This window comes from Fibrobacter sp. UWH9, from assembly GCF_900129715.1.
Classification (GTDB): Bacteria; Fibrobacterota; Fibrobacteria; order Fibrobacterales; family Fibrobacteraceae; genus Fibrobacter.
In genome coordinates this window covers 1-23,355 of sequence record NZ_FQWP01000029.1, presented here as the reverse complement: position 1 = coordinate 23,355, position 23,355 = coordinate 1, and the positions used below count along the sequence as shown (strand labels likewise).

Annotated in this window: 19 protein-coding genes; 3 read left to right on the top strand and 16 right to left on the bottom strand. The window is 51.9% G+C overall.

Translation table 11 applies throughout. The annotated features are described in order from the left end of the window. Positions 1-509 precede the first annotated feature (509 nt). From BUB94_RS15010 to BUB94_RS14975, 7 genes are all read right to left on the bottom strand, one after another. Positions 510-1,820, bottom strand: coding sequence for an ATP-binding protein (locus BUB94_RS15010; RefSeq protein ID WP_073238542.1), 1,311 nt, complete (start codon positions 1,818-1,820; stop codon positions 510-512). Between the two features lie 436 nt (positions 1,821-2,256). Beyond that, positions 2,257-3,000, bottom strand: coding sequence for a PDDEXK nuclease domain-containing protein (locus tag BUB94_RS15005; RefSeq protein ID WP_083538359.1), 744 nt, complete (start codon positions 2,998-3,000; stop codon positions 2,257-2,259). A gap of 147 nt (positions 3,001-3,147) precedes the next feature. Further along, positions 3,148-4,518 carry an SGNH/GDSL hydrolase family protein gene (locus BUB94_RS15000; RefSeq protein ID WP_254793756.1) on the bottom strand — a complete coding sequence of 457 codons (1,371 nt, stop codon included), beginning with the start codon at positions 4,516-4,518 and terminating at the stop codon, positions 3,148-3,150. Between the two features lie 186 nt (positions 4,519-4,704). Then, complete coding sequence (locus BUB94_RS14995) at positions 4,705-6,279, bottom strand: glycosyl hydrolase family 5 (protein WP_254793755.1); 1,575 nt, start codon at positions 6,277-6,279, stop codon at positions 4,705-4,707. 444 nt (positions 6,280-6,723) lie between these two features. Beyond that, entirely contained in the window at positions 6,724-7,749 is a 1,026-nt protein-coding gene (gene purM / locus BUB94_RS14985; RefSeq protein WP_073238530.1) for a phosphoribosylformylglycinamidine cyclo-ligase, read from the bottom strand. Positions 7,750-7,793: 44 nt separating this feature from the next. Continuing rightward, the gene (locus BUB94_RS14980; RefSeq protein WP_249269411.1) at positions 7,794-8,597 is read right to left on the bottom strand and encodes a cyclic nucleotide-binding domain-containing protein; all 804 of its coding nucleotides are present in this window, start codon (positions 8,595-8,597) and stop codon (positions 7,794-7,796) included. Between the two features lie 10 nt (positions 8,598-8,607). Further along, positions 8,608-9,897: an ABC transporter substrate-binding protein gene (locus BUB94_RS14975; protein WP_083538353.1), complete on the bottom strand. Its 1,290-nt coding sequence runs from the start codon at positions 9,895-9,897 to the stop codon at positions 8,608-8,610. Positions 9,898-10,015: 118 nt separating this feature from the next. On the opposite strand from BUB94_RS14975, the gene BUB94_RS14970 reads away from it, so the two are divergent. Beyond that, positions 10,016-10,882, top strand: a complete 867-nt coding sequence (locus BUB94_RS14970) for a hypothetical protein (protein WP_073238524.1) — start codon at positions 10,016-10,018, stop codon at positions 10,880-10,882. On the opposite strand, the gene BUB94_RS14965 is transcribed toward BUB94_RS14970, so the two are convergent. Together BUB94_RS14965 and BUB94_RS14960 are read right to left on the bottom strand one after the other, a co-directional pair. Further along, entirely contained in the window at positions 10,830-11,666 is an 837-nt protein-coding gene (locus tag BUB94_RS14965; protein WP_073238521.1) for a PIN domain-containing protein, read from the bottom strand. The genes BUB94_RS14970 and BUB94_RS14965 overlap by 53 nt on opposite strands. Positions 11,667-11,798: 132 nt before the next feature. Then, the gene (locus BUB94_RS14960; protein ID WP_249269410.1) at positions 11,799-12,749 is read right to left on the bottom strand and encodes a tetratricopeptide repeat protein; all 951 of its coding nucleotides are present in this window, start codon (positions 12,747-12,749) and stop codon (positions 11,799-11,801) included. A 458-nt stretch (positions 12,750-13,207) separates the two neighbouring features. Between BUB94_RS14960 and BUB94_RS14955 the strand changes: the two genes are divergently transcribed. Continuing rightward, a complete protein-coding gene (locus BUB94_RS14955) occupies positions 13,208-13,423 on the top strand; it encodes a hypothetical protein (protein WP_073160739.1) in 216 nt (71 codons plus the stop codon). Between the two features lie 129 nt (positions 13,424-13,552). Here the strand turns inward: BUB94_RS14955 and BUB94_RS14950 are convergent, their stop codons facing one another. From BUB94_RS14950 to BUB94_RS14940, 3 genes are read right to left on the bottom strand one after another with little or no spacing between them, the layout of a single operon-like run. Continuing rightward, positions 13,553-15,352, bottom strand: a complete 1,800-nt coding sequence (locus BUB94_RS14950; RefSeq protein WP_073160740.1) for a penicillin-binding protein activator — start codon at positions 15,350-15,352, stop codon at positions 13,553-13,555. Between the two features lies 1 nt (position 15,353). Beyond that, positions 15,354-15,668: a DNA polymerase III subunit beta gene (locus tag BUB94_RS14945; protein ID WP_073160741.1), complete on the bottom strand. Its 315-nt coding sequence runs from the start codon at positions 15,666-15,668 to the stop codon at positions 15,354-15,356. Positions 15,669-15,691: 23 nt separating this feature from the next. After that, positions 15,692-16,873: a metallophosphoesterase gene (locus BUB94_RS14940; protein ID WP_073238518.1), complete on the bottom strand. Its 1,182-nt coding sequence runs from the start codon at positions 16,871-16,873 to the stop codon at positions 15,692-15,694. Between the two features lie 27 nt (positions 16,874-16,900). Between BUB94_RS14940 and BUB94_RS14935 the strand changes: the two genes are divergently transcribed. Continuing rightward, the gene (locus BUB94_RS14935) at positions 16,901-18,175 is read left to right on the top strand and encodes a Na+/H+ antiporter NhaC family protein (protein WP_073238515.1); all 1,275 of its coding nucleotides are present in this window, start codon (positions 16,901-16,903) and stop codon (positions 18,173-18,175) included. 41 nt (positions 18,176-18,216) lie between these two features. Here BUB94_RS14935 and BUB94_RS14930 read toward each other — a convergent pair whose 3' ends face one another. The 4 genes from BUB94_RS14930 to BUB94_RS14915 form a co-directional block, all read right to left on the bottom strand. Continuing rightward, a complete protein-coding gene (locus BUB94_RS14930) occupies positions 18,217-18,786 on the bottom strand; it encodes a low molecular weight protein-tyrosine-phosphatase (protein WP_073160746.1) in 570 nt (189 codons plus the stop codon). A 14-nt stretch (positions 18,787-18,800) separates the two neighbouring features. Next, positions 18,801-22,025: a response regulator gene (locus BUB94_RS14925; RefSeq protein WP_073238512.1), complete on the bottom strand. Its 3,225-nt coding sequence runs from the start codon at positions 22,023-22,025 to the stop codon at positions 18,801-18,803. A gap of 105 nt (positions 22,026-22,130) precedes the next feature. Further along, positions 22,131-22,577: a very short patch repair endonuclease gene (locus BUB94_RS14920; protein ID WP_083538351.1), complete on the bottom strand. Its 447-nt coding sequence runs from the start codon at positions 22,575-22,577 to the stop codon at positions 22,131-22,133. Positions 22,578-22,639: 62 nt separating this feature from the next. Then, positions 22,640-23,146 (bottom strand): hypothetical protein, encoded by a 507-nt coding sequence (locus BUB94_RS14915; RefSeq protein WP_254793754.1) that lies wholly within the window; start codon positions 23,144-23,146, stop codon positions 22,640-22,642. Positions 23,147-23,355: the final 209 nt, after the last annotated feature.

Below are 23,355 nucleotides of genomic sequence, written 5' to 3'. Positions count from 1 at the left end.
GCACTCATGGGCATCCGAGATTTGTCCTGTTCCTTGTGCGAAAAGAGTGTCGAAGTTCCTAGCCGAGAACGAGAGCAAAACTCACATTGCGAGAGTCATAGAAAAACTTGTCTACAAGGTTTATTCATGTCCGAGCATCAAGAGTTTCTACAAAACTCACCGAGCGCCCTCATCCAGCTCGGACCAACGAAAAAAGGCGCCAGACCGAACGCATTTATCAGCTAGAGGCCTTCGACAACCTGACACAAATAAATACGACGATCCGCGCCCAATTGCACAATCTAGCGTACATTCATCCAGAATGCACACAACGCAAAACATGGCCGTCCGGTAAACCGGGCGGCAAGCACGTCGTTTCGTCTTACTCACCGTGTCTTGAAATGTCGAAGTTTCTAGCTGTGAATAAGAGAACTCTTATGGAGATGAATATAGAATAAAATCACTTTTATGGTCAACCAAGGCCATATTTATTTGACCCGTTTTGACCGTACGGGGGGAACTCCCAGGTTTCAAAGTCCTTCCGAGGCTATCCACTTCAAATAGAATTCCACCAGGTAGAGCGGCACGTTGACCATCTGCTCCTGCTCGCGGTAATCCGACATGGAAAATCGGATGCCCTTTAGCTGCGCGTTTGTTTTCAGCACCGTCGAAAGGGATTTCGCCTTGAGGTTTTCTTCGGCCTTGACTTCGGTGGGGTAAACGGCTCCATGCTGAAAGACAAAATCAATTTCCGAAGTTGAATTTTCGTTCGTGTAGTAATACAGGGGCTGTCTCATGGTCGCGATGTATTGCTGGGCGACATATTGCTCGGTAAAAGCCCCCTTGTATTCCGTTATCATCTTGGACTCGGCCAGAATTTCCTTGGCGGGAATGTCCGACATGGCGCCGAGAAGCCCGAGATCGTTTACAAAGAGCTTGAAGCAGCCCATGTCTTCGTAAAACTTGACGGGCATTTCGACCTTGTTGATTCGGCAAACCTTATGGACGAGCCCCGCGTTGATGAGCCACTGGACTGCGTTTTCGTACTCCTTCGCCCTGCCGCCCTTGCGGAGCGCACCCCATATAAATTTCTTGTTCTCTTTAGCCAGTTGGCTTGGGATCGAGTTCCATACGGCGGAAACTTTTGCAAGTTCGTTGGAGGGAATGTGCTTGGAGAAATCATCCCGATAATCGTCGAGAATCCGTTTCTGGATTTCACGGACTTCAAGGATGTTCTTGCGATCCACATAAGCGAGTACCGCCTCGGGCATTCCCCCCACATAATAATACTGTCTTAAAAGTTCTATCAGTTTGGTCTTCAGGACGGCATATTCGTCGAACCTGAACGCGTTTAGGTGCATCAGCAGATTTTTTTCGCCAAGGGCATCTAGAAATTCGCTAAATGATAGCGGGCTCAGCTTGAGCCTATCCACTTTTCCTACAGGGAACCCTGAGCCGGAATGGACCTGAAGCCCGAGCAGGGAACCTGCGACAACGACATGGTATTCGGGCGCATTCTCGCAAAAATACTTTAATGCAGTCAGTCCCTCTGGCTGCTGCTGGATTTCGTCAAAGATGATAAGCGTTTTGCCTGGTTCCACGACCAGTGAAGTAATGGCGGAAACAGCTCGCAAAATCCTGTCGATGTTGAAGTCCGCGAACAGGAACCTAGAGGAATCGTCCGTATCGCAGTTTATGTAGGCGACATTCTCGAATTCGTTCTTTCCGAATTCCTTGAGCAGCCATGTTTTGCCGACCTGCCTTGCCCCCTCCAAAATGAGGGGTTTACGGTGCGCGCCGTTTTTCCATTTCAGTAGATCTTCATAAAGAAAACGCTTCATACTCTATATATACATTTTTCTTGATGAATTTTGAGCGCTATTTACATTTTTCTAGGCGTAATTTAAACACTGCGTACATTTTTCTAGGCGAAACAACAATTTCTTACAAAAAAACATAGAAAAAGGCGCGGAATCGCAGGCATTTGTCAGCTAGAGGCCTTCGACAGCCCGACACAAACAAACACGAACGACCCGCGCCCCATATTCTGGTCACCCAGCAAATGCACATTCAAGAAATTGAAGATGCATTACGCCAAGCGATGGCGCCAAGGTTAACCTGGCGGCAGACGCGTTCGTTTCGTCTTACTCACCGTGTCTTGAAATGTCGAAGTTTCTAGCTGTGAATAAGAGAAATGCTAATGACTTGAATATAGAACAAAATTCACATTCAAGTCAATAGATTCGTGTTTGTTTTACGGACTTTAAAGTAACTCAACTACACTCTCTCGCCTTTCAGCAAGTCGCTTTTTTCCATGAAGTCCAGCAGCTGGTGCCTGGTCGGCAATTTGGGCTTATAGACAGAGGCGAAATCGCTCTTGGCGACACTGGTGGCAAACTCCACCATTTTGGGCCCGCGGCTTGTAGTGAGCAGGATTCCCACGGGAGGGTTGTCGCCAGGCTGCATGACCTTGTCCCGGTAATGCCTGACACAGGTTCCCAGCTGATCTAAATCGGTCTTCCGGAATTTGCCATCCTTAAGGTTCACCAGCACATGGCAATGGAGCATACGGTTATAGAATACCCAGTCCACACTCAGGTCGGTGCCGTTCACGGGAAGCTGCCTTGCCCTGGCCTCCAGGCAAAAGCCCAGACCAAGTGAAAGAAAGAAATTCACCATGCGGTCCTGAGACTCGTAAGGCGCCACACTGTAGGACGCCCGCCTTTCGGCAGCGAAACTGCCCATGAGAAATTCCGCAGACGACTGCGCCCCCTCGGACACCATAAGGGAGCGCTGCACCGACGCAACCTGAAGTTCCACCAGCCTTTGCTGCAACCCCTTGCGCTCGGCAATCTGGGCAGAAAGCTCCGGCAGCTCCGCCTCCTTGACATAGCGGTTCCTGACCTTATCGCCCTCGCGCCACTGCAGGTAATAACGGTCCTTGCCCTGGATGACCTTCTTGGTGATGGAACCCTTGGGCAAGAGTGCAATCCGACTTTCTATACTTTCCATTTCATTCATATACTACAATATAAACTACGTAAACTACATTGTCAAGATGTGTAGTTTATACTGATGCATAATCACAACAAACAGAAAAAGCCCCGCTTACCTGCGGGGCATCCCATTTTTTATAAAATGTGCGGGATTTAAATACGCAAATTTTTATTACCTAACCGTAACCTTGGCGCTGTAGGAAAGTTTCTTACCGCGGATTATGACAAAGTAATTTCCTGTAGGAAGATTGCGATTTACAACCATATGTCCCATGGCATCCATGATTACCACCTGGGCAGATTCCTGGACGCCCGACACAGAGACGGTCTTTCCGACGACACTTACCTGCGGCACCTTGAAGTTCACCTTGGATGAAACGATTCCCTCTTTATCGTCCTTTTCCTGGTTAGCGTTCTCGTTGTCTGCGTCCCCAAATCCATTTTCGTACAAAGTCGCAACGGCTTCAGCCCACAGACGGTGCATGCTCTGCGCACCCTTTTCGGCGGGATGCACGCCATCGCTGGCAGAGAGTTCTTCGGGGTGCTTGGAGAAGTAATCGTAAAAATCCGGGCCCTTAGGCAGGTTGTTTGTTTCGGTCAGCTCGTCGATGGCATCGAGGTAACCCTGGTACACTTGCCACTCGGCGATGTCGGGATTGGTGGCGATCATGCGGGCGATAATGGGCGTTACCCCGTGAGCTTTCGCCGTGTCAATGATTTCCTGCATGTTCTTCTTGAACTTCGCCAGGTTCCAGCCAGTTTTATCGCCCCAGGCGTCGTTGGTTCCCATTTCGATGGCCCAGAACTTGACATTGCCGGCATACTCGCCATAATACTTGAGGCCTTCGACCACGCCCGTGGTGTTCACGCAACCGATGCCGCCGCGGAGCATTGCAGGGTAGTAATCGGGATAGCGGGCGTGAATCAACTGAGAAAAGTTGGAGTCCACTTCTGTCTGCTTCAGGCCCATCTGGCTGATGCTGGTGCCCATAAAGAACCAGGTGTCGTTTCCGCCATCGCTCAAGTCGTAGGCGCCAATTTCTTCCAGGTTCTTGACGGCTTCGTCGGCCACGATCTTGAACCAGGACTTGCCTGCAAAATCTACCGCGATGCCGCGGCTCATGGCGCCACTTTCGCCAACCTGGGCCACAACTTCCCAGTCACCGTCAACACCGTCGGTGGAATTTCCGGAGGTCAGAATCTTGAAGTTCTGCAGGCTGGATCCTTCCGTAGGAAAGTGCTGGCAGCTCGCCGCATGAACATATTCGTCGCCTACCCAGGCTTCATCGCCGCGAGTCTCCCAGGTAATAAAAATTCTGGACGGTCCCTCCCCCACATTCAGGGCCAGTTCCTTCGCCGAGGCCACCTGATTAAAATCCAGATGACCATCAGTATAGACATCAGGTTTCCAGTTGGAATTGAGGGCGCCATCTACATAAAGATTCTTGCCGATGCTCAAATTGACATTGGCCTTAATGGCAGATGCACTTACCGAAAGACCCAAAACACACGCCGCAACGGCGCCAACACCAAACATTTTCATAAACACTCCATAAGCGGCCCAAACCCATTCTGCACCGCGACCTAAAAATAATCCCCATAATGGGGGTTCGCAAAATAATAAACCGCATACCTTATAGATCCGTTGGAACAGACGCAACAAGGAACATCACCAACGCAAAAAGGGCCTCCCGGGGGAGACCCTTTAAACGCTAAGGAATCGAATCGATTACTTCTTGCAGGCGCCCTTGGCTGCCATTTCGTCGGGGCATTCGCAGCCCTTATCGGTGCATTCCAAAGTTTCCAGCGGATCGCCAGCCTTGTAGGTAGACCAGTCGGTGTGCCATGCGTAGTTGTTGGACTTTTCCTTATTGATGGTAGTCATGTAATGGTCGATCAGGTACTGCGGGCATTCCACTTCTTCCCAGTTGTAGGTGGGATTGTCGGCAGCCATGAACCAGTCAGCAAACCAGTGGCAACCGCGGAGCAGGTTGGGAAGGCCAGCATTACCGAAGGCGGCATCGCACATTTCCTTCACGCAGGTCTGGTAAGATTCGAGAGTGTTGTCGTAGCCAAGCTTGCTCTGGCATTCAGTGAGGAAGCCGCCGAAGCCTGCGCCCCAGTTCACGTCTGCACCGTTCACCTGGACAGAGAGTGCGTCAAAGGCGCCCACGCCACCACCCGGAACCATCAAGTCGAACTGGCCCACTTCCACATCGTGACCAATGTTGGAAGTCATGACCACCATGTGCTTGCCCTTAAGAGCCTTGTGGGTAGCCTTGGCAGCATTGTTGGCGCTAGCATCCTTGAAGGAGCCGTTGTACTGCAAGTGGAAGCACTTACCGCAAGAAGTTGCGGAGCCGGGACCTGCCACGTATGCATAGGAAAGAGTATCGTTAACAGCGATGGGAGCCATGTCGGTGCAAGTGAACACACCCTTATCCTTGGCTTCGCCACAGGCGCTGTTGGTTCCTTCGTAACCCATCCAGTACTGCTGAACGGCGTGGCCCAAAGTAAAGGTGGGAACTTCCACGTCGTGGATGTTGCAGTTACGGGCGGTAGTCATACCGGCTTCGTAGCTTGCCTGGGTGGTGGTATCGGTCTTGCCTTCTTCACCATTGCTGATCCAGGAGCAGTGAGGCTTACAGGCGTCCCAGTAACGGGAGTTCCAACCGGTCTGGCCGTTGCTCAAGATGTCCTTGGTGTATTCTGCCGGAGGAGCGCCATAAGATTCAATAGAGGGGAAGCCATTTTCCAGGGAGGGCTTTACAGTTTCGCTGCTGGAAATTTCTTCCTGAGTTCCACCGGGGCCGACAATGGGGGTAGATTCGGAGCTGGTGATTTCCTGAGTACCACCAGGGCCAACAATGGGAGTTGATTCAGAACTGGTAATTTCCTGGGTGCCACCGGGGCCAACAATGGGAGTTGATTCAGAGGAGTTGGGATCAGACGGGTCCGGCGTAGAGGTTGCTTCGCACTTGTTTACCAAGTCAGCATAGCCGGCTTCCATGACCACATTGCCTTCGTTATCGTAGATGTTGATACCATCGTAGGTACCATAGGCATAGCCGTTAGCCAAGGTCACCTTGCCGACACCGTCAATTCCACGGGGATAAACCAGGAGCTTGACAGAACCCAGGTCTACTACAGAAACCTGTTCCGTAGCGACGATACCGGAGCAAAGATCGTTAACGGGACCTGTACCCGGTCCATCGGAACTGCTGTCACTGCCACAAGCCACAAAGGCGCCAGCAACCGTCAAGGCACCAGCAGCCACTAAACTTTTATAAAAGGGATGTTTCATAATACCTCTCTCATATGTGCCAAACCCAAACACGACACAATTTTACACTCGGGGGTAAAAATATATTCACAAAGCACATTTTCAAACAGTTGAAACCTTTTTGAAAGCTGAAAATGTTCCCGAAATGTACTCAAAATGAATTCAAATCCAATATTGGTGTAATTCAAAAAGGCAGTGATTCAAAAAAGGCAGTGGATTTCGCGGATTTCTCCGTTTTCCACCGCCTTTTATTTACTTTATCTAAAATAAATAATCCCAAACGCACTTCAATTAGGGTAAAATCCGTCCAAATGGACGTTTTTTCAAAACAAAAACAGTCCGATTTCGCCCAAAAACCACCGAGATTCCATACAACGTAATAAAAAGGCAGTGGATTTCACGGATTTCTCCGTTTTCCACTGCCTTTTTCTTGTAACTCACCCTTCATTAAGGGCAAGAAGCATTTTAGTCCTTGAACTTGACCTGCTTGGAGCCGGCAACAACTTCGCCGACCTGCACCCACTTTTCGCCCTTGGCTTCGAGATGAGCAACAACTTCAGCCTTGTCAGCCGGATCGATGAAGATCAACATACCCATGCCCATGTTGAAGGTAGAGTACATTTCGTCCTTCTCCACAGAGCCTTCCTTCTGGATGAGCTTGAAGATCGGGGACGGATCCCAGGAGGTACGGTCAATGATGACGTCCACATTGTCCGGGAGGATACGGGGAATGTTACCCTGGTAGCCGGAACCAGTGATGTGAGCGAGACCCTGGATGATCTTCTTGTTGCAGAGATCGATGAGGCTGGGGTAGTAGCTGCGGTGCGGCATGGTGAGAGCTTCGCCGATGGTCATGTTGGTGCCTTCCAGCGGAGTGTCGACCTTGTAGCCGGCAACGTCGAAGAGAACCTTACGGGCCAGAGAGTAGCCGTTGGTATGAAGACCGGTGGACGGGAGACCGAGGATGATGGTACCCGGCTTGATCTTCTTGCCGTCGATGATGTTTTCGCGTTCTACGACACCCACGATGGTACCGGAGATATCGTAGTCACCCGGACCGTAGAAGCCCGGCATTTCTGCAGTTTCGCCACCGATGAGCACGAGACCGTTTTCGCGGCAAGCCTTAGCCATACCTGCGACCAGCTGGTCCATGACACCCGGTTCGAGACGACCGGTAGCAACGTAGTCGAGGAAGAACAGCGGACGTGCGCCCTGGACGAGAATATCGTCGCAGCAGTGGTTCACGATATCCTGACCGGGCAGAGTATGAGTGCCCATTTCGATATCAACCTTGAGCTTGGTACCCACACCGTCAACGGAGCTGACGAGAACGGGGTCCTTCATGCCAAGGTGGTTGAGGGTGAAGAGGCCACCGAAGTTGCCAACGTCACCGAGAACGCCTTCGTTAAAGGTGGTACGGACGGACTTCTTGACTCCGACCATTGCTTCGTCTGCACGGGCCAGAGATACACCAGCGTCTGCGTAATTCATCTTTTTATCCTTCGCCCCATGCCGGGGCGTGTTTTGGGGTCAACTTACTGACCACCGTTTTGTTTTTCATCAATATTTCTGAGAGCATCCAGGATGAGGCTAGTTGTATCAGTCATCTGGTTGATGTTTACAACTTCCGGCATCAAGTGGGTATCCAACTTGTACAAGGTTTCGTCGCCCCATGAAAGCATTTTTTCAAAGGCGTCTGGGCCTGCCAGTTTACCGCACTTGGCACAGCAAATTCGACCATCTCTAAAGGCAATAAAGCCCTTTTCGCCATTGCACTCGAAAATCACGGTGCCAGTGACGCGGCTCTTTTCCATGGTCTGGGCAAAGTCGATAAAGGGAAGAACCTTACCGGAAGCCAACAAGGAAAGACGTTCAAATTCATCGAATGCCTTGTTCTTGGCGCGGAGTCGGTCTGCCACCACCTTGTACAAGTACACCATGATGCTGGGGTTCTTGTCCAGGAACTTCACAAACTCTTCGCGGGGAATGTGGAGCACGGTGCAGCCATCTTCGGCGGCGATCACCGTATTGCTGGTAGGTTCGTTACAAATGATGGACATTTCACCGAAGCATGCACCTGCTTCCAGGGAAGCCAGCATATTGTAATGACCGTCAGCAAGAATCTGACCGCAAATCATGGCGCGACCACTCTGCAACACGCAGAACGAATCACCGATAACGCCACCGTTAATAATAATCTCGCCCGTATCGTATTCACGAATCTGGGCATTCAAAAGCAAATAGTCAGCACAATCGCGAGGTACCTGCTGCAAAAACGGGGTACCCAGCTCATAATTGGCCGAAATCCAGTCACCTATACCTGTATGAGGTTTCATCATATTGTAAATATTAGAAAATATTGCGGTACCATTCAAATGCCGGATTCCCGGAAACGGGCTTTTTGGCGGTCGTGGAAATCAGGCTGGAGAGATTCTCCACCAATTCGTCGGGCCTTGCCACCGCACCTTCAAAGAAATCGTTTCCGCCACCGGGGCCCTTGCGCCCATCATTCTGCAAGACCTTCTTCTCCTTGAAAGCCTTGATGTAGGCGGCGCGGGGCTCCGCAGCCAGGATTTCTTCGGGAGTGCCGAACATACCGGGGTTAATCCAAATATCGACGGAGTCTGCCAGGGCCATCACATCTTCAATGGTGAGCTTCAGTTCGCGGGTAGTGTCGGACGCCCACAAGTAGCAGCCGCCTGCTTTTCTGATCAGGTCGGCAGTATAGCTACGTCCACCGGGGGCGTACCACACGCCGCCATAGCTCATGCCCGCAAGAACCCGGGGGCCCCTTGCCACAACCTTAAAACCACGCTTTTCATTTTGCCCGGAACGCACTACCTTCTGTTCTACACAGGGGTCGGCGCTTCCTGCCGGATCTCCATAAACAAGGGAATCAGAGAAAGACTCCGAATCTTTTTTTTCGTCGGGCATTTCTACGTTAAACAGGGAACTATAAAGCTTGATCCACGCCGCCTTGGCCTCAAGGGAATTCTCCTGCCATTCGGAGGTAAGCATTACGGGTATGCCCAGCTTTTCCATACGGTCGTAATCGTCCTGGGAACCGCCTGTGACAAAGGTCATGACCAGGTCCGGCTTTAAGGCGATGAGCTTCTCGTAATCCACATTCATGCCGTCGGGGCTTACTTCTGCGACCTGCCCTGCGGCGGCCTTTGCGTACAAAGTAGAATCCGCAATGTACTTCCCGGCACCTACCGCTATAATGCGGTCTTCCACACCGAGGCGAAGCATGTAGCCAATCTGGGCCGACGAAAGTACCGCCACCCTCTGGAGAGGCGTCCGCAGCACCATGGCGCTAGACAGTTCCCCGGGCAAGGCGCCCCCCGCGGTAAAGGCGGCAGAATCCCGAAGCACAAAGATTTTCTCCAAGGTGTCGGCCCCCACGATGGAGCGGATAGCGGCCACCTGTTCCCCGCAGGCAGAATCCACCCACAGAAGGTTGGTCCGGGCGCGGTCATCCCCCACCACAACCTGCCAATTTTTCTGAATGGAACTGCCGCAGTCCTGCTGAACGGCTTCAACGTTCTTCTCTTTTTTAGCAGGTTCGGACCCGCAGCCCACCATTATCAAGGCGATTAAAATCCCCAATGCCCCGACTTTTCCACCAAAAGTCAACATCTTTAATCCTCAAATTCATCGTAAATCGTTGATTTTTAACGCTTTAACAAATTTTCCACTGCAAAAATCCTCAACATAATGTATCTTATATGTTCGGAATTTATAAATGGGATCTTTTATGAAGACAAAGATAACCTCTTTTTTGACTGCAGCTGTCCTTAGCGTACTCGCTCTGGCAAACTCTTCCTTCGCTGAAGCCGAACCCGGTTTCTACGACAAGGACCATATCCGCGGATTCGTATCCTTCGGCACCGATTTCCGCATCATGCACGATGACTTCCAGAGCTACGTGAACCACCTGGCCTTCGTAAAGGGCGGTCATACCGTGTCCACCGATGAAGGCGACGTCTTCTACAGCGGTGGCAAGATGAAGTACAATACCTTTGACGACTACTACCTGGGTCTCCACGCCATCTTCGGCGCCCAGTACAAACAGTTCCAAACCTGGATCGACATGAACTTCATGCCCACCCAGATTTCTGAACGTCCCAGCAATACCTACAAGGCATACGCCGAAGACGGAAGCTACATGAAGTTCCCCCTGTACGACGTCAAGTGGTACAGCTACGGCGCCGACTGGATGTTCGGCTGGAAGCTCTTCGGCGAAAACACCTTCATCAACTTGATCCCCGCCGTCGGTTTCGGTTTCAACCTGATCAACATCCACTTCGCCTCTAACTTCGAAGTCACTGACTTGAACGGTGGCGAAACCTACAACTTCCGTAACCGCTACTACAGCGCCATGGCCACCACAGTCAACAGCGAACTGGAAGGCCGCCTGGAATTCGACCACCTGGCATTGGGCGTCTATGTCGGTTACCGCTTCGTACGCTACAATGAACTCAGCGTCGAAGGCAAGGAACTGGTCAACACCGAATATATCGGCGACGACACCGACAACAACGGCGACACCTTCTTCCTGGGTCTGCGCCTCACATGGATCTTCCACAGCGACTGGCAGACAAAGCAGGAAAACAAGCTTTAATACTCTCCGGAGTTTCGCATTTCGCCCAGAGGTCATTTGGCCCCTGGGCTTTTTTCATGCCCGCCAATCCGTCATCTGCAAAACGGCCCACAGCCAGCCCGTCATCCGTCACGCAGGTCAAATCGCCACCGCCGACTGCAACATCCGGGGCGGTCCCAACCCGGGGGCGAAAGAAGAATCCCGTAGGCGGAATATCGTTTGCAGGATCGTGGTCCAGAATCCGCTCCATGGCAACGTAGTGCGCACAGCGTAACCTGAGCCCCGTATCGGTCCTCCAGTGCACATAGCGGCTGTTCTTGGGGTAGCTAAAACTCCAGCCCAGCAGAAGCACAGGCACCCCCATTTTCTTGAGCCTATCTACAAGGGGAACATATTGCCCCTGGGTGCTGAGCAGTACCACCGCATCCATATCGCAGTATGCGGCAAACATCTCGGCGTCCTTGATCAGCCCCAGGTTCGGCCCCATGTGGCCATCGTCTACAGGAAGGTCGCTGTAATGGACCTGATACCCCGCATTCATAAGTTCGAACTCGAACTTGAACACACCCTTGACCCCCCTGGCGTAAATGTGGGGGTTCCTCTGGGGGTGATAATAATGGGACTCCAGGGCGACAACCCGATTGGCCCTGTTGAAGTAGCGCTGGATCTGCAACTGCACCCAGAACTTGAGCCCCCGCAAATCCAGACTTGCGTGGTAGCGGTGGTGGACCCTGTAGTACTCGTTCACCTTTTTCAGGGTGTAGCCATCGAGAAAGAAGCCCACCCGCAAACAATTCCCAGTCATAATGCCTCCTGACGGTTAATGGTTCTTTCCTATTAACACGCAGGAAAATCCGGGAGTTTTCGTTAAAAATTGTTAACAAAATAAAAAATGCCGAAATTTATTCAAAATCAGCATTTTTTACATCAAAATTTTTTAAATCAGGTCGCGTTTATTTAAGTCATCCATCAAGGATCCGGGCATCCATTTTTCAAGGGCCCTGTACTTGGGATTATCCAACTTGGCACGCCATTCCGCCGCCTTCTCTTTTCGGCCGGCATCGTTATGAATGCGGATCAGGTTCAGCACGGAACACCAGTATCGAATGGAGGCGCCAGTACGTTCCAGATAGGCGGCAGCACTCTCTTCGTAAATCCGGGCGGCTTCATCATAACGCTTCAGGCGGTAAAGCATGTCGGCCTTGATCTGGAGCATCACGGGATTTCCCGGTGCGCGGGCCAGGCCACGTTCGGCAAGCTTCAGGCCGGTGGCGTAATCTTCCTTGTCGTAGTGCATCCAGACCAGGGGCGTAAGGAACAGGGGCCAGAAGCGGCCCGACACCTTGGAGGCGCTATCCAAAACGGAAAGGTATTCGGCACGGTTGTCGGACTTGAAGGGAACCCAACTGAAACTCTTGTCGATATAGTAGGCGTAAATGGCAAAGAACGCGCGGGCCTCCAGTTCCTTGGAATCCTCGAAGGCCTTGGCGGCGGAGCGGGTGGTCATGGCGCCTTTTACAGAATGACCGGTCTCCCCCTGCACATAGCCGATCTCGAAACGGCGCAAGGCGTCCCACAGTCCCGAGGCTTCACACTTCTCGAGGCTACGGCCGGCATGATGGAGGGATGCGGTATCCCCCTTGTCGTCATAAATACTAATACGGACAACCCCTTCCAGAATACAGCCCAGGCCCTTGTTCTCGGCGCGCAGTTCCTTGGCATACTTCAGGGCGTCATTATAGCGCAGGGCCATGGTGGCCTCGGTGGCCTTTTCCCACAAAGCGGCCTGCCTTGCATCCAGGGCAAGAGTCAAATCGTGTTCGTCGGCCGCAAAGGCGACAACAGAAGCCAGGGCAAGACAGAATATCAAAAGGAATCTGGAAAACATCAGGGTAAATCTAGAAAATTGCACCACCGGTGTTTATGGGGGATGTTGATAAGTTGTGATTTGCGACAGATTACAAACACTTTATCAACAGAAAAAGAAGACCCCGATTTTCGCTATTTCACCCCCATTTTCGAAAACATTGTCGCAGGTTCTTATTCCAGACAGGAATATTCGTCTCGACGGAACCGCATACGGTCAAAAACAGGGTTAAAATGCCGTAATTTAATGAAAATCAACAAGTTAGACTTTTAAAAACCGGCATTTTCATATATAAAATCGGGCAAAAAACACAAACGGTTAAACTTACTTATTATTTACGAATAAAAAAATCTGTTGTCAAAGCTCTAAAAAAAATCTATAAATAGTACAAACATTCAACAACTTTTCAACAATTCACAAACTAATCAACATGTAGAAACATTTTTTTCGTTCCAGGCGATATACTTGGTGGAGGTCCCATGAAGATATTCCGCAAAACATCGGCACTGTCCTTCTACTTGCTCAAGTCCGGCTTCCAGGCATTCAAGGCAAGGATCAAGGAAGAGCTGGACGCCACCGGCACCGTGAACCTGGACGACATCATCGATGACGAAGAGCTGCGCGCCTTCTACCGCCGTGGGGAATCCCCCGCATTCGTAGCCGCAGCCCTCTGCCCCGCAGGCATCGACGACTAGAAAGTTTATTTCTCTCCTCCTAGAAACAAGAGCCCCGCAGTTTTAAACCGCGGGGACTCTTTTTTTAAATGCAATCAGCTAGATGTCGTCGCGACCCATATCGTCGGAACCGTCCGGCGGCAGCCGCAATTACTTTCTGGCGGGGCAGCCTTCGACAGTTTCGAACTTGCCCTTGTTCACCGTAACGATCTTGGTGTTGGTGTTGGCGCCACGCTTGAACTTGATGTCTCCATACACGCCCTTGAAGACGGCGGTGTTGTTGATGGAGTTGGTCAGGCTGTTGGGCTTCTTTGCGATGGTGCTGAACACGATGTTTGCAGCGTCGTAGCTGAGGCCGCTGACCTTGTCTTCGCCCGGTTCATCGCCCCAGCGTTCCTTGAAGTCAGACACGAACTTCTTGAGGTCGGAGTTGTCGCCGCCCATGTCCAGGGCCGGCACGCTGAAGTAGGAGCTGTCCACCAGACGCTTGCCCTGGATCAGCAGTTCGCGACCATACCAGCCGGAAGCGCCCAGCAGGCGACCGGAAATCTTGTTGAATGCCACCTGACCTGCCATGAGGCCTGCATCGCCGGGGTTGGTTGCGGGGATAAAGATACCCGGGATATCGAAAGTGGAGTCAGCCATGTAAGCCTTGCGTTCCTTGGCGTTGATGGCATCCAGGTCGGAAGCGCCACGGGCCAGGTTGCGGCGGCGGTTCAGCTGCTTGAAGCGGACATCGCGGAGCAGGTCAAATTCAGTCTTGTAGTCGGGGCGGCCTTCTTCGTAGTTGCGGAAGGCGACCACGTTACCACCGCGGCGTTCAACAGCCTGGGTAAAGCTCTGGCTCATGGAAGCACCATAATCACCCAGGGGGCTAAGAACGGCGAATTCCTTGATGTTCAGGCAGTTGGTAGCGAAGTCTGCAATCTTGTGGGCCAGGTTATCCATGGTGATGTTCACCTGGAAGATATTGGGACCCATCTTGGCGATGCCGTCATCCGTTGCAGTGGGAGTCAGCATGGGGATGTTCTGGAAGTTGCTGCCCAGCCAGGCGCCGACGGTTGCAGCCGGAGCGCTCATGATGGGGCCGATCACGGCGATCACGCTATCCTGGTTGATAGCCTGCTGGGTACGGAGGAGAGCCTGAGAGGCATCGGCGCGGGTATCGGCGGTACGGATATTCACCTTACCAGCCAGGCCAGCCTGTTCGTGGGCGAGAATCACACCCTGAATGGCAGCGGCACCGAATTCGGCGAAGTCACCGGACAAGGGAGCCAGCACCAGGACGGTGGGCATGCCGGCACCGTAGCCTTCCAGGGACTCGATGCCACGCTGGGCGGTGCTCAGAAGCTTTTCGGAAATATCGGAAGAAGCGGCCACCTTCTTGTACCAGTAGCGGGCGGCGCGGTAACGCTTGACGTTCTGGCATTCACGGCCAATCTGCAGCTGCATCCAGCCGATAACATCCTTATCCACCGGATACTTTTCCAGGAGAGCCTGGAGCTGGTCAGCGTTCAAAAGGGAAGCGGCCAGAGTCTGTACTACCACGTCCTTGGTACGGGCACGGGCGGCAGGATTCTTGGAGTAGGCCAGGATGCGGAGCATGGCTTCGACACCTTCGTAAACGTTGCCCTTTTCTACCATGACAATGGCGTGGGCCAGTTCCATGCGTTCACGATAGACCGTGTTCACATAGTATTCCAGGAATCGGGAAGAAACCTTTTCGGCCTCGTCGCGGTTATGTTCGCGCAGGTAGCATTCGGTGAGCATGACGGTTGCCTTTTCACCGGAAGACTTGCGGAAGCTGGACTTGTAAAGCTTCTGGAGGGGGGCGATAGCCTCGGCGCACTGGCCGTTCTGAATCAGGGACTTTGCCTGGGAAATTTCATCCTGGGCGAACAGGGAGGTTGCGAGGGATGCAACCAGAACAAGGGGAAGAAGACGTTTCATACTAGGATTCTTCGACGGACTGAACCACGTCGTGCTCTTTCTTGATTTGTTTCTGGAGGGATTCGGGCAGCTTGGCCCAATCCATAATATCCACGCGGAAAGGCAAGCCGCTGTCGACAAAAGCCTTTTCAATGGTGGTCATGGTTTCAAAGGAAAGGGGTTTTTCGGAAATCACCACCAGTTCCAGTTCCGTATCGGGAGTAAGGTCTACTCCTGTCACACGGGCGCCATGGGCCCAGACTTCCATACCTTCAAAATGGAGGGCAAGGATACGCTGGACCGTTTCCAAATGATTAGATTCGATGCATAAAGCCATGGGGGGAAATATAGTTAATCCCGTCAGCGGTACAGGAAATGGAGTACCCAGAGCTCCGTATCTGACCCTACGCGAACGGGAGGGCCCCAGGAATCGATACCGGAACTGACCAGCCAATGGACCCCATCCAGCATGCCAAAACCGTATGCCAGGCGCCAAACCAGGCCAATAATCAGGTTTCCGGGGAAGAACTGCCCATCGTGAGTATGGCCGGAAAGGGCGAAATCAGGCAAAATTCCCGAATATTCGGGTTCAATACCCTTTGGCTGGTGGTCCAGCAGGATCCAAGGGCTAACTTTACGGTAAGCGCCAGAGGAGTCAGACTTGAACTGCTGCGGCACCAAATCCGCCAGAGGTTTACGTTCGGTACCGCGGGTACGGGCCACCTGGAAATCAGTACGGCCGGTAAAGCAGACTTCGGGGACGCTAACCTTCCTAAAACAGGCGGTAGAATCGTCCATAGTGACCCAGCCGTTGCTTCGGAGCCATGCCAGCGTATTGGAACCGTTACGTTCCTGCATGGCCTCGTGATTACCGTTGATGGCTATGGCGGCCACCTTGGCGGACTTGGCCACCTTCGCCATGAGGGGGCCATAACCCCATTCGTCCATGGTAGCGGTATTTACATCGGACAGGTCACCGCCAAAAAGGACGAAGTCCGGCCCGATGGAATCCACCTGGGCAGCCAGGCGTTCAAGCTTTGCGGTACGGAACAGCGGAGCAAAATGTATATCGCTGAAATAGACCGCGGTAAACGGCTTTTTGGAACCGCAGGAATCGCAGTCCGTTTTCAGGGAGACATCCTGGGTACGCACCTGGTAATCGGCATTATGGGGCACGCCCAGCCCGATAAGGATGAGGGCCAGCAGGATGCTGGCGATAAGAACGCCTCTCGTACTTTTACAAACAAAGTTAGCGCTTGATTTTTGATAACCCGACCCGGTCATTTTATGGCTGAGCCAGAAAAAACGGCCCATCAGGAAGACGTCCAGCAAAATGAACATCCAAAGGGCCTGACACATCCAAATGGTAAAGAATGTCAGGAGGATGGCGCCTACAACGCCGTCCCGCAAGGTCATGCTCAAAAAGATGCCAAGCAAAAAACCGAGAGCCAGCAGTTTCCCCCCTTTGCCGGGAAGGGTCCTGCTGATGTTCAGGTACAATACAACGATGGCAGTGAGCAAAAGTCCGAAGAAAAATATCATAGGGTAAAATTACATAAATTTGGCGTCGTGTTAATCGCTCTCGCCATAGGATTCGTAATGCTGATGACCTACGGAAAAATCCGCAGGTTCAGCTGGCGCGCCCTCTGGAAAATGGCACTGTCGGGAATGACCGCCGTAAGGAACATCGCCATCGTCATGCTGCTGGTGGGGGCACTCACTGCGTTGTGGCGGGCCTGTGGAACGGTAGCCTTCATTGTCAATGCCGCCTCGGGAGCGCTTACGCCAGAACTTTTCCTGCCGGCGGTTTTCGTCTTGTGCGCCGCCGTCTCGGTGCTTACGGGAACATCCATCGGAACGGCCGCCACCATGGGCGTCATCTGCATGGGCGTAGGGGCCGCTATCGGAGTCGACGAAGCCATTTGCGGCGGGACCATTCTTGCCGGCGCCTATTTCGGTGACCGTTGCTCGCCAGTCTCTACAAGCGCCATGCTGGTGGCAGAAATTACAGGGACGAACCTCCATGAAAATATACGGGGCATGATCAAGTCCGGTTGGAAAGCCGCCTTGGCCGCCCTGGCAATTTATGGAATCCTGGGCTACGTCACAGGCACAGTTCCCTCTGACGTAAATCCATCTGACGCAAGTCTCGCGGTCGGAGCAGACAACATAACGAAACTTCTGCAGCAGCATTATGACCTGGGCATTGTCACCCTCTTGCCAGCCGTCGCGATTCTCGTCCTTGCGGCCCTGCGGTTCAATGTAAAGATGACCATGGCCGTAAGCATCGCCATGTCCTTCGCAATTTGCATCTGGCAGCAGCAAATGACCGCGGCCGAGACTGTCAAGACAGCCTTCCTGGGATTTGACGCCCCTGCAGAAATTTCCATGATGAATGGCGGTGGCGTTTTCGGAATGGTCAAGATGATTGTAGTCGTCGCCATTTCCCTGACTTACGCGGGACTCTTCAAGGGCATGGGAATTCTAGATAAGATGAACCGATTCGCAAGCCGTATCGCAAACCGACTTCCTCCTTGCGGTTTCGCCTCCCTTACGGCGGTTGCCTCAAGCGCCCTTTCCTGCAACCAGACTCTGGCCATCGTGCTGACCAACGAAATTTCAGGCAATGTCATTCCCGACAAAAAGGAGCGGGCCATGGCCATCGAGAATACGGCCGTCGTGATTGCACCCCTTGTTCCCTGGACGGTAGCAAGCCTGATTCCCCTGGGGACCATAGGCGCCCCTACCGCAAGCATCCTTTTTGCCTGCTACCTGTATCTGCTCCCGATTTCAAACATCGTTTCAGAAATGCGGAGCCGCAAAAAATTCGGGGCGGTAATTTAAATGAATCTGCGCGGGAACTATTTTAATTGAATCTGCGCGGCCTACTTCCAGGCGCCGGCCAACGCCTTCGCCATAATTTCGTCTAGCAATCCGCGGCAACCTTCGTTTACGTCGCGCCAGGTCGCCTCGAAATCACCGGTATACCAGGGGTCGGCCACATCGCCCGGGCGACTGGTCCAATCCATCAGCAGCGAAACTTTGCGGTCTTCATTAGCGGCGCCGTCAATACCACGGGCCGTTTCCTTCTCGTAGCTTTCGGCATTAATGTTCCAGCGCAAATTGCGGAGGTTATTGCGGTCCATCAGCACCACATAATCGTAGCGGTCATAATCCCGCTGATTGAACTGTCGCGCGGCATGTCCGCTGCAATCAATCCCGCGGGCATTTAACAACCGACGGGCAGGCGGATAAACCGGATTCCCGATTTCTTCGGTGCTTGTAGCGGCACTTGCAATCTGAAAATCTTTCTCAGTCAGACCTGTAGCGCGAGCGTCAGCTCGTGCGTCATTGGCTGTATTTCCAAAAAAATCCCTGACCATCTTCTTCATGACGAATTCCGCCATGGGACTACGGCATATGTTACCGTGGCACACAAAAATAATGCTAGGCATCAATTCCTCAGTATTTACACCTGCTTTCCAAGAACTTCCATCAGTTCCGGAACAGAGATGGGCTTGGACACATGACCATTCATGCCAGCGTCAAAGGCCTTCTGGCGGTCTTCATCAAAAGCATTGGCAGTCACGGCCACCACAGGAATCAAGGCCTTTGCAGAGTCCGTCATCTTGCGGATAGTCCGGGTTGCCTCATAGCCATCCATATTGGGCATCTGGATATCCATCAAGACGGCGTTATAGGTTCCTGCGGGATTCTGCCTAATCTTTTCGACGGCGGCAAGACCGTCTTCAGCCAGATCCACCTCGAATCCCAATTCCTCCAGGATGGACATTGCGATTTCCTGGTTCAGCGGATTGTCTTCTACCAGCAAGATTTTCTTGCCCTTAAAGTCAAAGGCGTTCGACTTAAAAAGTTCTTCGGTAGGATCAATTCCAAGTTCCTTCGCAGACGCATTCTTTATCACCAGGTCGCTAAACTTGAACATCACATTCACCGTGATTTTCGTTCCAACGTTCGGTGTGCTGTCAACGACAATCGTACCGCCCATCATGTCAATGATGTTCTTGGAAATGGCCATCCCCAGGCCCGTTCCCTGAATGCCGCTAACAGTTGATGTTCTTTCGCGACTAAAGGTTTCAAAGATATGATTCCTAAAGTCGGCACTCATACCGATACCCGTATCCGCAACGATAAACTGGTAGTTTGCAAAACCTTCGGGAGCGCCTCCACGTTCCACAACCGACACGACCACGCGGCCACCTGGGCGGGTAAACTTGATCGAGTTCCCCACGATATTCAGAATCACCTGTTTCAGCTTCAGGTCATCGGCAAGAACGACCTCGTTGGTAAGGGCGTCATAGAAGCTGATGCTTACACCCTTTGACTGGGCGGTATTCTGCACCATGTCCTGAATTTCGCGGATCATGGAAGGCAAGTGGACTCGGTCTTCGGAAAGTTTGACCTTGCCGCTTTCGATTCGGCTCATGTCAAGCACATTGTTGATCAGCGAAAGCAGATGACTACTAGAGATGGAAATCTTGTTCAGGTAACTTCTAACCGCATCCGTATCCCGCACATGGATCTTCGCCAGGTTAGTAAAGCCAATGATGGCGTTCATGGGCGTACGGATGTCGTGGCTCATGTTGTTCAGGAAGATGGTCTTGGACTGATTGGAGCGTTCCGCCACCGCCAAGGCATTGGACAGCAATTCACGATGTTCCCTTTCCTTTGCCATCAAGTCGTCAACGGTCTTGCATCCAAGAATGATCACATTCTTCTTCAAATTCGAGAAGTAAACCTTGGTAAAGGAGGATTGGGTATAGTGCTTCTTGTTACCCCATTCTGCGCGGTAGGTGCAAATATATTCCGACTGTTCCTTCAGATTTTCAAGAACCACATCCAGAGACGAAGCCCTTAAGACTTCTGAACGATCCTCTTCGCAAACATACTTGTTGGCAAACAATTTCCAGGCCGCGTCATAGCTTTCCTGGTAAATCCAGTCCTTTTCCTTCAGGACCTTTCCGTCTTTCTTAATGGTTAGCGAGAATCCTCTTTCGATGTCCACCAAAATCGCATAGGGATAATCAAGGCTCAAAGCCTCACTGATCTCGACCTGAATCTGGGTCGCATGGTGAGCCTTCTTCATTCCGGAAACATAGAGCGCCAAAATCGTTATGATGACAAAGGTGATCATCGCCATCAGCAGCACGAAGAAAATCAGATTGTCACGTATAAAGTCCGACATGCTGTAATGGCTACGGTATTCCATGTACTTATAGGCCGCATTATTCATGACATTCATATCCATGAGGCTAAAGCCACGGTTCAGCAAGCTGAGCAAGGCGAAATTACCCTTGCGGACACCTACAGAATAGAAAGAACCCTTGCCTATGGGCATAAACTTGAGCTGCGAGAACTCGGCATCGCGCATCAGGGGATTGGCCTTGAAGGTAATCAACAGGGCACTGGAAGCCTTACCATCTTGCACAGCCCTCATACACTCTTCGGCATTGTCCAGCATCAGCCATTCGCTTCCGGGGAACATTTCCCGCATGAACAGGGTCTGCTGCGGCTTGGCGATCATCGCAATCTTCTTGAAAATGGACTTGTTGTAATCGCCCTTGAACACGACGGACATGGGAACGCTCACCAGCTCCGACGAAATCATCACATTGGACTGTTCCGCATACCACCTGTTACTGGGCAGGGGGAAAACCACATCGACACTGCCACTCTGCAATTCCGTAATAGCCTGGCGGAAATTGACGCAGGGGACATAGCGAACCATCAGCTTGCCATCAAGATTCAACTTCTTGAGCCAGGAATCCATGATGTCCTTGAGAACGCCATTCACACGACCATCGGCGCCTCGCGTACAATAGGGCAAGTGGTCCGGAGCGTAAGCCACCTTTAAAACATTGTGCTTTTCGAGCCATTCCTGTTCGCGGCTAGAAAGTTCCGCACTGACTGACTTGCTCCTGTAATACTTGTTTCGGAGGCTTTCTATGAAGGCGCCATCATCGGAATTGATATGTTCAAGAGCGGTGTTCAGTTCGCGCAGCAGGCGATTCGCCCCCTTTCGCACACAGATATAGGATTTCGGGGAAGCGACGAGCACCAGGGGCTTTACATTCATCCCGCGGTCCAAAAACTTGTCGTTCCCGGCAAAGCCATCCACCTCGCCCCTTTCCAGAGCCCTAGGCAATTCGTTCAGGTCGTTGAAATAGACATACTCCAGCTGGGCCCCCTTTTCAGCAGCCCACTTCTTGAGTCCTGTGGTCAAGTTGCTGTTACGCAGGCAGCCGATCCGCTTGCCGTTAAAAGAACTGATGTCCTCTTCAGACATGGAATTGTCGCCACGTTTCGTAAAGATGAAATGGTAATCCACGTCCATGTAATAGTCAGGATATTCCATCTGACCTTTACGTTCATCCATCTTGGCCAGGCCGGCCATGATGTCCACTTCCCCTTTCAGGAACATGTCGAAAATGGCACCCCAATCCCCATAAATGTACTTGTACTGCCAACCGGTATAGTCGGAAACCTGCTGCAGATATTCGTAGCCATAGCCCGACTTGATAGAACTGTCGGCCATACCTTCCTGGAAATGCTTGCTGGAATAGTAACCAACAGTCACAACCTTAGCCTGATTTGTGGAAGAGGCATCAAATTCCTCTGCAAAAGTGCTGGAAACGCCCAAAACAAGGCCCAGCAGCGCAATTACACAGGTCAAAACAAAACTTCGATATTTACAGGAGCGGACAGTCACACACCAACCTTACACTAATTTTCTGTAAGTAATATATAATAAGTTTTCGTGTAAAAGCTAAGTCCGACCCTAAAGCTCGATGGTTTCTTCATCGCTTTTGATGAATGTCATAAGCCGTTCCAGGGTAAGGGCCGCACCCATACGGTCATCGGGGGAAGTGCCGCGGTGTGAGTCGTCACGGAGGGAGCATTCCCAGACCACCGCCACGCGGATCCCCATCAGGGATAGCTGATGGCGGGTCTTGATATCACGGGCCATATTGTTGTCGAACTTTTCATTCCAGAAATCGGAATTGGACTTAGGGCGACTGGTAAGCTTGCAGCCATGCTGATGCCAGAAACAGCCGTTCACGAAAATGGCCACCCCGTATTTCTGCACGAAGATATCCGGCGTACCGGGCAAGTCGCGACGGTGCAGGCGATAGCGGAACCCCGACTGAAAAAGTGCACGACGCACCTTCACCTCGGGCTTGGTATCCTCGGAATGGACCGCCCCCATCATCTGGGAACGGGTCATGGGCTTCCTGGACTTGCGCCGCCCCTTTCGTTTGCGGTTCTCTTTGACAGCCCCAACCACTTTCAAACCCGCTGGTACTTGAAGTAATAGAACAGCGACCAGGCCGCCCAAAGGCAGCACAGCACCATCCCTGCATAACCCATGGTATAGACCACGTCGGCAATCTTGTCGTGTTTCAGCAGCAGCCCTGTTTCAGACAAAATAAAATTCCAGTCATGGAATCCATAAGGAGCCTCGGCTCCGGTACCGCCGCTAATCAGCATCAGGCGCATATGCAGGGCGTCATCGATATAAGGCGCCACATCGATAAAATTCTCGAAGGCCCACCAGAGACCCACCGAAGCCCCCATCAAGTCGCGGGGCTTGATCCACAACGCAAAGCAAAACACCAGGGGCATGATAATCTGAAAAAGGCTGCCCCCAAGGGAAGTCACCACAGGCTTTCCGAAAATGCCGAATACGATATGCCCCGTTTCATGGACAGGCAAATTCAGGCAATGCAAATATTGGGCGATGGGAGCATCGTACCCCTGCCGGAACAACTGCGCCGAAAAAAAGATCATGGCCACCAGCAGGACCACCCGCAATCCGAAAAACTGCTGACGTCCCAGAGGTCTCGGGTAAAAAAAGAAGGCTCTTCATCAACATGTGTGGGTGGCTTCGCCACCCTTTTTTGTTGACATTCGCCTAAATTAAACAAAAAATGGGCTATTTTCTAAAATTTAATCGCCAAAAAAAACAGAAGAAAAAAGCCCATGTCAAAATTATACAAATCCAT